The sequence below is a fragment of the Xanthomonas cissicola genome (assembly GCF_008801575.1).
Lineage (GTDB): Bacteria > Pseudomonadota > Gammaproteobacteria > Xanthomonadales > Xanthomonadaceae > Xanthomonas > Xanthomonas cissicola.
Genome location: NZ_VZPL01000017.1, coordinates 1 through 12,713, shown reverse-complemented (window position 1 = coordinate 12,713; position 12,713 = coordinate 1). Strand labels below are relative to the sequence as shown.

At 65.0% G+C, this 12,713-nt stretch carries 7 protein-coding genes, 1 pseudogene and 1 riboswitch; of the genes and pseudogenes, 5 read left to right on the top strand and 3 right to left on the bottom strand.

The genetic code is table 11. From position 1 onward, the window contains the following. Positions 1-107 precede the first annotated feature (107 nt). Positions 108-2,126: a M2 family metallopeptidase gene (locus tag F7R02_RS09500; protein WP_078590486.1), complete on the top strand. Its 2,019-nt coding sequence runs from the start codon at positions 108-110 to the stop codon at positions 2,124-2,126. 76 nt (positions 2,127-2,202) lie between these two features. On the opposite strand, the gene F7R02_RS09495 is transcribed toward F7R02_RS09500, so the two are convergent. After that, on the bottom strand, positions 2,203-2,607 hold the full coding sequence (locus F7R02_RS09495; protein ID WP_003484384.1) for a hypothetical protein: 405 nt from the start codon (positions 2,605-2,607) through the stop codon (positions 2,203-2,205). Positions 2,608-2,623: 16 nt separating this feature from the next. Then, positions 2,624-3,877, bottom strand: coding sequence for a multidrug effflux MFS transporter (locus tag F7R02_RS09490; RefSeq protein ID WP_078590485.1), 1,254 nt, complete (start codon positions 3,875-3,877; stop codon positions 2,624-2,626). 265 nt (positions 3,878-4,142) lie between these two features. Beyond that, positions 4,143-4,257: riboswitch (glycine riboswitch) on the top strand. Between the two features lie 90 nt (positions 4,258-4,347). Between F7R02_RS09490 and gcvP the strand changes: the two genes are divergently transcribed. The 4 genes from gcvP to F7R02_RS09470 all read left to right on the top strand — a co-directional run bounded on the left by gcvP (position 4,348) and on the right by F7R02_RS09470 (position 12,328). Next, positions 4,348-7,290 (top strand): aminomethyl-transferring glycine dehydrogenase, encoded by a 2,943-nt coding sequence (gene gcvP / locus F7R02_RS09485; protein WP_172397267.1) that lies wholly within the window; start codon positions 4,348-4,350, stop codon positions 7,288-7,290. 179 nt (positions 7,291-7,469) lie between these two features. Then, complete coding sequence (locus F7R02_RS09480) at positions 7,470-9,104, top strand: carboxylesterase/lipase family protein (RefSeq protein ID WP_078590483.1); 1,635 nt, start codon at positions 7,470-7,472, stop codon at positions 9,102-9,104. Positions 9,105-9,159: 55 nt separating this feature from the next. Further along, positions 9,160-10,014 (top strand): aldo/keto reductase, encoded by an 855-nt coding sequence (locus F7R02_RS09475; protein WP_078590482.1) that lies wholly within the window; start codon positions 9,160-9,162, stop codon positions 10,012-10,014. A 202-nt stretch (positions 10,015-10,216) separates the two neighbouring features. Further along, a complete protein-coding gene (locus F7R02_RS09470) occupies positions 10,217-12,328 on the top strand; it encodes a catalase (protein WP_078590481.1) in 2,112 nt (703 codons plus the stop codon). Between the two features lie 279 nt (positions 12,329-12,607). Here the strand turns inward: F7R02_RS09470 and F7R02_RS09460 are convergent. After that, positions 12,608-12,713 (bottom strand): annotated as a pseudogene (locus F7R02_RS09460) (IS5/IS1182 family transposase); the annotation flags it as partial.

Sequence of the window (12,713 nt, the reverse complement as noted above, 5' to 3'; positions counted from 1 at the left end):
CCAACGCCTGCCCCTGCCCACCCCATCGCATGCGTGGCGGGCGCTGCCCCTTGCCCTGAAACCCGGCGCGCTCTAGCCTTCGCCGGACTTCACTGCAAGGACCACCCGTGAATCCTCGTTTGCTGTTGCTGGCATTGGCTGTGGCTGCCGGCACCCTGAGCTTGTCGGCCTGCCGCCGGGATGCGGCACCACCGGACAAACCTGTCGCGACCAAGACCGCGCCGGCCGAAAGCGCCGACCAGTTCGTTGCGCGCATCAGCGCCGAATACAAGGCGTCCTATCCGGAAACCACGGCTGCGCAGTGGCTGTCGTCCACCTATATCAACGGCGATTCGCAGTTGCTGGCGGCCAAGGCCAACGAACGCTCGCTGGCGCAGCTGGATCGGTGGATCGAACAATCCAAGCAGTACGCCGGCACACCGATGTCGGCCGACAGTGCGCGTGCGCTGCAGTTGCTCAAATTGATGAGCGCCCTGCCCGCACCGCGCGACCCGGCCAAGCTGGCCGAACTCACCCGCATCGCCGCCAAGATGGAAGGCGATTACGGCGCCGGCAGCTATTGCGTCGGCGAAGGCGAGCAGCGCCGCTGCCGCCAGCTGGGCGAGTTGGAGCAAGTGCTGGCCAGCAGCCGCGACTACAACGAGCAACTCGACGCATGGCAGGGCTGGCACAGCACTGCGCAACCCATGCGCAAGGACTACCAACGCTTCGTCGAGCTGGCCAATGAGGGCGCACGCGGGCTGGGTTTCGCCGACGTCGGGGTGCTATGGCGCAGCGGCTACGACATGCCGCCGGCGCAACTGGCCAGCGAAACCGACCGCCTATGGGAACAGGTCAAACCGTTGTATGCGCAGTTGCAGTGCTATGCGCGCGGCAAACTCGACACGCAATACGGCAAAGACAAGGGCGAGGTCGCCGGCGGCCTGTTGCCGGCACATCTGATGGGCAATATGTGGCAGCAGGACTGGAGCAATCTGTGGGATCTGCTGCAGCCCTACCCGGCGGCCGGCGATCTGGACATCACCTCCGCGCTGGAAAAGCAGTACCAGGGCAACCTCACCGCAGTGCTGGCACGCAACACCGGTGGCGATGGTGGCGCGGCCGCACGCTTCAACGCCGAACGCGAAGCGCAGCTGCGCACCGCCAAGCAGATGACCGAACGCGCGCAGGATTTCTACACATCGCTGGGCATGCCCAAGCTGCCGGACACCTATTGGCAGCGCTCGCAGTTCATCAAGCCGCTGGACCGCGACGTGGTGTGCCACGCCAGCGCCTGGGACATGAACATGGGCGGCGAGGCGAGCCAGAACATCGGCGCGGATGTGCGCACCAAGATGTGCATCAAACCGACCGAAGAAGACTTCACCACCATCTACCACGAGCTGGGCCACATCTATTACAACCTGGCCTACAACCCGTTACCGCCGCTGTTCCAGAACGGCGCCAACGATGGCTTCCACGAAGCGATCGGCGACACCATCGTGCTGGCGATGACGCCCAAATACCTGCAATCGATCGGCATGGTGGGCGAGCAACAGACCGGCCGCGAGTCGTTGATCAATTCGCAGATGCGCATGGCGCTGAGCAAGGTGGCGTTCCTACCGTTCGGTTTGATGATCGACCGCTGGCGCTGGGGCGTGTTCGACGGCTCCATCACGCCCGAACATTACAACCAGGCCTGGTGGGAACTCAAAGCCAAGTACCAGGGCGTGGCGCCGGTCAGCGCGCGCGGCGAAGAATTCTTCGACCCTGGCGCCAAGTACCACGTGCCGGGCAACACGCCGTACACGCGTTATTTTCTGGCGCATATCCTGCAATTCCAGTTCTACAAAGGCCTGTGCCAGGCCGCCGGCCATCAGGGGCCGCTGTACGAATGCAGCTTCTACGGCAACAAGGACGCCGGGCAGAAGTTCTGGTCGATGCTGCAACGTGGTTCCAGCCAACCCTGGCAAACCACACTCAAGGAACTGGCCGGCACCGACAAACTCGATGCCGGCCCGATGCTGGAATACTTCGCGCCGATGAGCGACTGGCTGAAGCAGCAGAATCAAGGGCAGATGTGCGGGTGGCAGGCAACGGCTGCCGCTCCGGTTACAACGAAAACTGCGCCTGCTGCAGCTCGTTGACACACATTGCCTTGTCATTGCCGGATCGCGGCAATGACATGACGCCTTGTCGCTGAACGCGCTTCTGCGACCAGGCTCAATTGAGCTTGGTGCCGCCCTGCAACCGCTCGCTCAACCTGGTCTTGAACTGCTCGAACTCCATGCCGTCGGCACGGGCCTCCGCATGCGCGGCATCCTTGAGCGCATCCGAATAGGTCAGCCGCACCGGTGTGCCCTGGCGTTCGTGCAACTCGGCCGCACGCATGATCAGCGCCAGCACCTGGGCGGCGCTGGTGCTTTCGCCGGCGATGCGGCCGTCCATGCCCAGCACCCATTCGCCGTCGCGGCGGACGATGCCGGCCAAGAGGGTGCGTTGCTGGTCGCGGAGTTCGGCATGCGGTTCGATCGGGGACACCGGCGCTGGATTGGCGGCGGCCTGGTTGCGCTGGCGCTCGGCGGCGCGCTTGCGGGCATCACGGCGCAACTTGGAATCGGTGGACATGCAGGCTCCTGTGAGGTCAGAGGTGGTCGGCCGGCTCCAGAGGCACTGCCTCGGTGGCCTGGCGGTGCCGTAGACGGCGGCCGCTGCGGCGCTCCCAGCGCCAGAATAGCCAGCCCAGCAAGAAAAAACCGGTCATGCCGATCGCCAGATGCCGCGGATGTTCACTCAGCAGCGGCGACAGCACCCCGGCCACCACCGTATTGGTCATCAACTGGGTGAAGGCCTGCAGCGAAGACGCCAGGCCGCGCTGCTGCGGGTACATGTCCAGCACCGCCAGCGCCAGGATCGGGAAGATCAGCGCCATGCCCACGCCGGCCAGGAAGATCGGCAGCACCGCCCACGGCAGCGCGATCTGCGTTACCGCAAAGGTATAGGCCAGATTGACCAGCGCCGCCACCCCGCAGCAAACGAAGCCGATGCGGATCTGCCGCACCGGCTGCATGCGCCCGGCCATGCGCCCGGACAGGAACGAGCCCAGCGTCATGCCACCGATGGTGGGAATGAACAGCCAGGCGAAATCGCCTTCGCCCAGCTTCAGGTGCTGCATGATCAGCACCGGCGCCGAGGCGATGTACAGGAAGATGCCGGCGAAGTTGAACGACCCGGCCGCGGCCAGGCGCTGGAAGCGCGGGTTGAAGCCGATGCGCACGTAATCCTGCAACAGGCGCCTGAACTGCAGCGGCGTACGCGCCTCCACCGGATGGGTCTCCGGCAGCCAGGTCAGGGTTGCGATGAGCAGCACCAGGCCGAACACCACCAGAAACCAGAAGATCAACGGCCAGCCGCCGCCACTGAGCAGGATCCAGCCGCCGATGATCGGCGCGATGGCCGGCGCAATCCCGAAGATCATCGATACCTGGCTCATCAGCCGCTGCGCGTCCGGACCATGGAACAGGTCGCGGATCACCGCCCGCCCGACGATCATGCCCACGCCGGCCGACAGGCCCTGCAGCGCGCGGAATGCCAGCAGCGTGGGCAAGTCTTGCGACAGTGCACATCCGATCGAGCCGGCGATAAACAAGGCCAGCCCGCCCAGGATCACCCGCTTGCGGCCCCAGGCGTCGGACAATGGCCCGTGCGCGATGCTCATCAGGCCATACGCCAGCAGATAGACGCTGATGGTCTGCTGGATCGCCACCTGGTCCACCGCCAGGCTGCGGCTAAGCTGCGAGAACGCCGGGAAGATGGTGTCGATCGAAAACGGGCCGAACATCGCCAGCCCGGCCAGCAGCAGCGCCATGCGACAGGTGGAAGGCGTGGTGGGGGGCATTCAGGGGTCCGCGGCGGTAGTGCATGGAGTGCGCGCCGGCGTCCGCTTGTTGCGGCACCGGCATGCGCACACGGCCGCCGATGATAGGCGCTTGCGCCGGCAAGGTTAAGCAAACCCAAGTGCAGCCGGCAGGCAGACGGGTGCGCGCGGGCGCGCCGGGCAACCTGCAGCCACGCTATAATCGGCCCGCAACACGGTGGGAGAAGCGGCACTGCCGCTGCCGAAGGCGCAACAGCCCGTAATCGCTCAGGCCCGATACCATCCGCAGTACAACTCTGGAGAGACCGGCCGATGCCGGCGCCGAAGGGGCACGAAACGCAGGCAGGCCACGCGCCAGGCCGCGTTTTTAAACTCTCAGGCAAAAGGACAGAGGGGCGCGAGGAAGACCGCTGCTGCGGCAGGTCGTGGTGCGCGCATGCGCGTCATACCGGCCGTGGTGCGGGTCGACCATTCGTCTGCCCCTACCCCGGATGCCCGCCATGTCCCAGACCCCGTCTTCCCTGCGCGACCTCGAACACCACAGCGCGTTCGTCGAGCGCCATATCGGCCCCAACGACGCGGAAATCGCCCAGATGCTGGACGTGGTCGGCCATGCTTCGCTGGATGCGCTGACCGATGCCATCGTGCCGGGCAACATCAAGTCGCCGGCGCCGCTGGCGCTGCCCGAGGCGATCACCGAAGAAGAAGCGCTGGCCAAGATCCGCGCCATCGCCAGCAAGAATCAGGTGCAGCGTAATTTTATCGGCCAGGGCTATTACGGCACCCACACGCCGAAGGTCATCCTGCGCAACATCCTGGAAAACCCCGCCTGGTACACCGCCTACACGCCATACCAGGCTGAGATTTCGCAAGGCCGCATGGAAGCGCTGATCAACTTCCAGACCCTGTGCGCCGACCTCACCGGCATGCAGATCGCCAACGCCTCGCTGCTGGACGAAGCCACCGCTGCGGCCGAGGCGATGACCCTGGCCAAGCGTTCGGCCAAGTCCAAGTCCAACACGTTCTTCGTGCACGACGCAGTGCATCCCCAGACGCTGGAACTGCTGCGCACGCGCGCCGAGCCGCTGGACATCGTGCTGCGTGTCGGCACGCCGGAAGAAGCGCTGCAGGCCGAGTGCTTCGGGGTGCTGCTGCAGTACCCGGACAGCTTCGGTCATATCGGCGATCACGCTGCACTGGCCGATGCCGTGCACGCGCAAGGCGGCCTGGTCGCGGTGGCCACCGATCTGCTGGCGCTGACCCTGATCGCCGCTCCGGGCGAATGGGGCGCGGACATCGTGGTCGGCAACTCGCAGCGCTTCGGCGTGCCGTTCGGCTTTGGCGGCCCGCATGCAGCGTTCATGGCGTGCCGCGATGCCTACAAGCGCTCGATGCCCGGCCGGTTGATCGGCGTGTCGATCGATGCCGCCGGCAACCCGGCGTATCGCCTGACCCTGCAGACCCGCGAGCAACATATCCGCCGCGAAAAGGCCACCTCCAACATATGCACCGCGCAGGTGCTGCTGGCGGTCATGGCCTCGATGTATGCGGTCTACCACGGCCCCGATGGCCTGACCCGGATCGCACGCCGCACCCATCGCCTGGCGACGATCCTGGCGGCCGCACTGCGCAGCGCCGGCGTCACCGTTGGCGATCGCTTCTTCGACACCTTGCACGTCAAGGCGATCGATGCCGATGCCATCCACGCCCGTGCGCGTGCGGCTGGCATCAACCTGCGCGCCATCGACAGCGAGGCGGTGGGCATCAGCCTGGACGAAACCACCACGCGCGCCGATGTGGTTGCGCTGGCGCAGCTGTTCGGTGCCACGGCCGATGTGGACGCGCTGGATGCGGCCACGGCCGATGCGCTGCCGCAAGGCCTGCTGCGCACCACCCCGTTCCTGACCCACCCGGTCTTCAACACCCACCACAGCGAGCACGAACTGCTGCGCTATATGCGCTCGCTGGCCGACAAGGACCTGGCGATGGATCGCACCATGATCCCGCTGGGCAGCTGCACCATGAAGCTCAACGCCACCGCCGAGATGATCCCGGTGACCTGGCCGGAATTCGGCGCCATCCATCCGCTCGCTCCGGCCGAGCAGTCCGCTGGCTACGCGCAGTTGATCGACGAACTCGAAGCGATGCTGGTCGAATGCACCGGCTACGATGCGGTGAGCCTGCAACCCAATTCTGGCGCGCAAGGCGAATACGCCGGCCTGCTGGCGATCCGCGCCTATCACCGTTCGCGCGGGCAAGCGCATCGCGATATCTGCCTGATTCCCGAATCGGCGCACGGCACCAACCCGGCTTCGGCGCAGATGTGCGGCATGACCGTGGTGGTGACCAAGTGCGATGCCAACGGCAATGTGGACGTGGATGACATCCGCGCCAAGGCGGAAAAATATTCCGACCGCCTGGCGGCGCTGATGATCACCTACCCGTCCACCCACGGCGTGTTCGAAGAAGACGTGGTGGCGATCTGCGAAGCGGTGCATGCGCATGGCGGCCAGGTCTACACCGACGGCGCCAACATGAATGCCCTGGTCGGCGTCGCCAAGCCCGGCAAGTGGGGCTCGGACGTGTCGCACCTCAACCTGCACAAGACCTTCTGCATTCCGCACGGCGGTGGCGGCCCGGGCGTGGGCCCGTGCGCGGTGAAGTCGCACCTGGCGCCGTACCTGCCTCGTGCCGGCATCCATGCCGGCGAAGGTCAAACTGCCGCCATCCATGGCGGCGGATTCAACTCCGAAAGCGGGAATGGACACTCCTCGCGCATCGGCGGCATGGTCAGCGCCGCGGCCTACGGTTCTGCCTCGATCCTGCCGATCAGCTGGATGTACGTGACCATGATGGGCAGCGCCGGCCTGCGCAAGGCAACGCAAGTGGCCTTGCTCAACGCCAACTACATCGCCAAGCGACTGGCGCCGCACTACAAGACGCTGTACACCGGGCGCAACGGCCTGGTCGCGCACGAGTGCATCCTCGACGTGCGCCCGCTGGAGAAGACCAGCGGCATCGGCGCCGAAGACATCGCCAAGCGGCTGATCGACTTCGGCTTCCATGCACCGACGTTGAGCTTCCCGGTCGCCGGCACGCTGATGGTGGAACCGACCGAAAGCGAATCGCAGCACGAACTGGACCGCTTCATCGACGCGATGATCCAGATCCGCGAGGAGATCCGCGCCATCGAAGACGGCCGCCTGGACCGCGAAGACAACCCGCTCAAGCACGCGCCGCACACCGCAACGCAGGTGTCGGCCAGCGAGTGGACGCATGCCTACCCGCGCGAGCTGGCCGCGTTCCCGCTGCCCAGCCTCAAGCAGCAGAAGTACTGGCCGCCGGTGGCACGCGTGGACAACGTCTACGGCGACAAGAACGTGATGTGCGCCTGCATCCCGGTGGATGCGTACAAGGAAGACGCCGAGGCCTGATCACCGCCCCCGCGACGGTTAACGAAACCCAGCCGGTAACACGGCTGGGTTTTTTGTTGCGCCAGGTGTGGATGCCAATGCGCGATACACATCCCAGCGCACTGGCCGGCCGTTTTCCTGGCCTACACGTGCCATCGGGATGATGACGGACGCTTTCATCCCACAGCAGACCCTGGCGCATGCGTGAACTGAACTCCCTTGGTGCCGTTCTGGTGGCAGCCTGCCTGCTGGTTGGCTGCGCACCGCGCCGTCCCGGCGAGGTGCCGGCGCTGGTGCACGCGCCTGATGCGCGTGCCGAGGTGGTGCAGACAACGGCCGGCCCGGTGCGCGGTGTGGCCAGTGCACAGGGTCGGGCATTCCTGGGGGTGCCGTTCGCAGCGCCGCCCGTGGGTGAACTGCGCTTTCGCGCACCGCAACCGCCAGCCGCGTGGACGCAGGTCCGCGATGCCACCCAGGCCGGCCCGGCCTGCCTGCCGCGCTATCGCGTCGGGCAGAAGCATGTGTCCGAAGATTGCCTCACGCTCAATGTCTACGCACCGCCCGGCCCCGCACCGGCGCATCCACGCGCGGTGATGGTGTGGATCTATGGCGGCGCGCTGGAACTGGGCAGCAATGTCGACTACGACCTGAGCGCGTTGGCTGCGCGCCAGGATGTCATTGTGGTGGCACCCAACTATCGGCTGGGCGTATTCGGTTTCTACGCGCATCCAGGCCTGCGCGGCGAAAGCGAAGGCGCCTATGCATTGCTCGACCAGCAGGCGGCCTTGCGCTGGGTGCAACGCAATATCGCCGCGTTCGGCGGCGATGCGCACAACGTCACCGTGTTCGGCGAATCGGCCGGTGCGTGGAGCATCTGTTATCAGCTCGCTTCGCCCGGCGCGGCGGGGTTGTTTCAACGCGCCATCCTGCAAAGCGGCAGCTGCCTGGCGGGCGATTCCAGCGTGCCGCAGCGCGAGGCAGAAAGTGGCGGCGTGCGTATGGCACAAAGCCTGGGCTGCGCGCACGCGCCCGATGCGGCCGCATGCCTGCGCGCACTGCCGGCCGACACGCTGGCCGATGCAGCACCACAACGCCGCGGACTGACCGGCAGCGATGCGTGGGCGCCGATGTCCGGTGGCCAGGCGTTGCCGCTGCCACTGGCCGCTGCAATCGCCAGCGGCCGGCAGGTGCAGGTGCCGGTACTGATGGGCACCAATCGCGACGAAGGGCGTCTGTTTGCGCAATTGCTGTCCTATATCGGCAAGCTCAACTTGCGCAGCGGTTATGAAGCGCGCGTGCAACGCATGCATGCCTCGCCTGCCCCGGTCCTGAGGCAATACGCAGCCGTTGCCGCACAATCGCGCTGGGAGGCGTTCGCCGACATCGTGACCGATGGTGGCTTCGCCTGCCCCACACGCCGGCTGGGACGGGCCTTGCGCACGCATGCGCCGGTGTATGCCTACGAGTTCGACGACCCGGACGCGCCGTACGGTCTGTTACGCCTGCCGTTTTCGCCTGCATTGGGCGCTTTCCATGCCTCTGAACTGGTGTATCTGTTTCAGCGCCCTTGGGTGCTCAGTGGCAAGCCGCAGTTCAGTCCGGCGCAGCAGGCGTTCGCCAATACGATGCAGGATTACTGGGGTGCGTTCGCACGCACTGGCGACCCCAACGGCAGCGGGCGGCCGCCATGGTCGCTTTTTGACGGCGACACGCCGCTGACGCTGTCGCCGCAGAGGATCGGCGCAACGCCCGACTTCGTGCAGCGTCATCGTTGTGCGTTCTGGGATGCGCATGCAGACACTGCGCCAACATCGGTGCAGCCATCGTCGCAGTGACAAGGCCACCGATGTAACGGTCATCACCCTCATTCCAACGCGGCAGGAACCCGTCATGTCCGAATCGTCTTCCCCTTCCTGCGCGCAGGTACGCCTGCGCAACGGGCGTCGCGTGCCCGCGTTGGGCCTGGGCTCCTGGAACCTGGGCCAGGGCCGACATGCGTCCGAGCAGGAAATCCAAGCGCTGCAACTCGGGCAGCAATTGGGCATGCAGCTGATCGACACCGCCGAGATGTATGGCAATGGCCGCTCGGAGCAATTGATCAGCCAGGCCATCGGCCGCACGCAACCGCCCTACGTGGTGTCCAAGGTGTTGCCCAGCAATGCCAGCGCGCGCGGGATTGCGCATGCCTGCGAAGCCAGCCTGCAACGGCTGGGAGTGCGCACATTGGATCTGTACCTGTTGCACTGGCGTGGCGGCAGCGATCTGGCCGAAGTGGTGGACGCGTTCGAAGCACTACGCGATGCCGGCAAGATCCGAGATTGGGGCGTGTCTAACTTCGACGTCGATGACATGGAGGAGCTCTGGGCAATCGATGGCGGCTCGCATTGCCTGGTCAACCAGGTGCTGTACCACGCTGGCAGCCGCGGCATCGAATTCGACCTGCTGCCCTGGTGCGCCGCGCACGAGGTAGCCGTAATGGCGTATTCGCCGCTTGGCAGCCGCGCGTTGCTGGATCATCCGGTCTTGCACGCCATCGGCGAGCGTCGTGGCGTTGCGGCCACTGCGGTGGCGCTTGCGTGGGCCATCCGCAGCGGCAATGTCATCGCCATTCCCGAATCCGGAACGCCGGCGCATGTGCGTGCCAATGCCGCTGCCTGCACGCTGCAATTGCACGCAGACGATCTTGCCGAAATCGATCGCGCCTTCGCGCCGCCTACGCGCAAACAGCCCTTGGATCTGCTGTAAACGGCGCAATGGTCGCGTTCGCTGCCTCGCGAGTGCATGGCTATGTGCAACGCGTGACCGATGCAACATCCAACTGCGACATGGTGCAATGTTCGCTGTGCATGTGAGTATTCGTTCGCATACAGACACATGCAATTAACAGCACCACTCCCAGGCTTTGTTGCTCAGCCCGCATCCCAAGCCCGCCTACAGTGGAGTCCCCATGGCCAAGTCCCCCAGTAAATCCGCGCAGGTTCCCGCCGTCGCACCTGCTGCAAGCGCCACGCCCGATGTGTCGCGCGGTACTGGCGATGAGTTGCACCAGAAGGCCGGCGGTACGCATCGGCAACTGACTACCAACCAGGGCATTCCGGTTGGCGACAACCAGAATTCGCTGCGCGCCACGCCGCGTGGCCCGACGTTGCTGGAAGATTTCATCCTGCGGGAAAAGATCACCCACTTCGATCATGAGCGCATCCCCGAGCGCATCGTGCATGCGCGCGGCAGTGCCGCGCACGGCTATTTCGAGCTGACCAAGTCGCTGAGCCAGTACACCACCGCCAAGATCTTTACCGAGGTTGGCGAAAAAACCCCGTTATTCACCCGTTTTTCCACTGTCGCAGGCGGCGCCGGCTCGGTGGATACGCCGCGCGATGTGCGCGGGTTCGCGGTGAAGTTCTACACCAAGGAAGGCAACTGGGATCTGGTCGGCAACAACATCCCGGTGTTCTTCATCCAGGATGCGATGAAGTTCCCGGACCTGATTCATGCGGTGAAGATGGAGCCGGATCGCGGTTTCCCGCAGGCCGCTAGTGCGCATGACACGTTCTGGGATTTCATCTCGCTGACGCCCGAATCGATGCACATGATCATGTGGGCGATGAGCGACCGCACCATTCCGCGTTCGCTGCGCACGATCGAAGGGTTCGGTATCCATAGCTTCCGTTTCCTCAATGAGAAAGGCGAGAGCACCTTCGTCAAATTCCATTGGCGTCCCAAGCTGGGCCTGCAATCGACCATCTGGGACGAGGCGGTCAAGATCGCCGGTGCCGATCAAGACTTTCACCGTCGCGATCTGTTCGAAGCGATCCAGAGCGGCGACTTTCCGGAGTGGGAACTGGGCGTGCAGTTGTTCACCGAAGCGCAGGCGGACGCCTTCCCCTTCGATCATCTCGACTCGACCAAGGTCATTCCGGAAGAGTTGATACCGTTGCAGATCGTCGGCCGCATGGTGCTCGATCGCTGGCCGGACAATTTCTTCGCCGAAACCGAACAGGTTGCCTACTGCCCGGCTAATATCGTGCCCGGCATCGACTTCAGCAACGACCCGCTGCTGCAAGGTCGGTTGTTCTCGTATCTGGACACGCAACTGAGCCGCCTGGGCGGGCCCAATTTCCACCAGATTCCGATCAATGCACCCAAGTGCCCGTTCGCCAACAACCAGCGCGACGGCCGCATGCAGATGGGTGTGCCGAAGGGCCGCGTCGCTTATGAGCCCAGCTCGCTGCAGGCCGATGCGCCGCGCGAAGCGCTGCGTGGCTTCCCCAGCCACGCAACCCCGGCCGAAGAAGGCGCCAAGGGCCGTGTGCGTGCAGAGAGCTTTGCCGATCATTACAGCCAGGCGCGCCTGTTCTTCCGTAGCCAGACCGCACCGGAACAGGCGCACATCGCCTCGGCATTGGTGTTCGAACTGTCGAAGGTGGAAACCGCCCATGTGCGCGAGGCCATCGTGGGTCATTTACGCCATATCGACCAGGAGCTGGCGCAACGTGTGGCCGATGGCATGGGCATGACCGCCCTGCCGCCAGCACCGCCGGCTGCCGTGGCGCCGATCGACATGCCGCTCTCGCCTGCCTTGCAGGTCATCGGCAAGATGAAGGACACCTTGAAAGGGCGCACGGTGGGCATCCTGATTCACGACGGCTCGGACGCAGCGGCGATCAAGGCCGTACGCAAGGCGGCCGAAGCTGCGGGCGCGACGGTCAAGATCGTTGCGCCCAAGCTCGGCGGCGCCAAGCTCAACGACGGCAAGCAGTTGGCCGCCGACGGGCAGCTGGCGGGGACGCCCTCGGTGGTGTTCGACGCGGTGGCGGTGCTGCTGTCCTCGGAAGCGGCCAAGCTGCTGACACGCGAATCGGCGGCGCTGGATTTCGTGAGTTTTGCCTGGGCGCATCTGAAGGCCATCGCGTTCGACGAAGGTGCGCAGTTGTTGTTGAAGGCCGGCAACGTCGGCAAGGATGCGGGCGTGGTTCCCGCCGCCGATACCAAGGCATTCATTGCCGCAGCAAAAACCCGCCAGTGGGCACGCGAGCCGAAGGTGCGCATGCTGGCGTAACCGCGCCCAGGGAAGGCCCGATCACCCGGTTGAAAACCGAGTGGCGCCACATCCGCCGCGCTGGCGGTCCCACGCCACCCGGTTCTCGCCACTACCGCGCGTTTGCGCGGTAGCGGTGGGTTACGCCCCCCATTTCCACGGCAGGGGTCAGTTGTTTCGCTTTAGGGAAGGTCTGAATAACGAGGCCTGAGAGTGCGGGATGTCGCGTCGTTCCGAAGAGTGGCGTTTGAATCTTTGGAATTTCGCCATTTCTGGCGCTTTCCGTGGGAATTTCCTGGTTTACAGGCGCACGCTCCCCATAGCCGGCAGCAACTGCTTTCGCTTCATCCACAGATTGGAGAGCGCAAACAAGGTCAGCACGTGTGCGGTGTTTTTGGCCAGGCCG

Excerpts from the sequence above, each read along its gene's own strand:
- F7R02_RS09480 (WP_078590483.1), top strand. The coding sequence starts at position 7,470 with ATGCGTGAACTGAACTCCCTTGGTGCCGTTCTGGTGGCAGCCTGCCTG.
- gcvP (WP_172397267.1), top strand. The coding sequence starts at position 4,348 with ATGCCCGCCATGTCCCAGACCCCGTCTTCCCTGCGCGACCTCGAACAC.
- F7R02_RS09475 (WP_078590482.1), top strand. The coding sequence starts at position 9,160 with ATGTCCGAATCGTCTTCCCCTTCCTGCGCGCAGGTACGCCTGCGCAAC.
- F7R02_RS09470 (WP_078590481.1), top strand. The coding sequence starts at position 10,217 with ATGGCCAAGTCCCCCAGTAAATCCGCGCAGGTTCCCGCCGTCGCACCT.
- F7R02_RS09495 (WP_003484384.1), bottom strand. The coding sequence starts at position 2,607 with ATGTCCACCGATTCCAAGTTGCGCCGTGATGCCCGCAAGCGCGCCGCC.
- F7R02_RS09490 (WP_078590485.1), bottom strand. The coding sequence starts at position 3,877 with ATGCCCCCCACCACGCCTTCCACCTGTCGCATGGCGCTGCTGCTGGCC.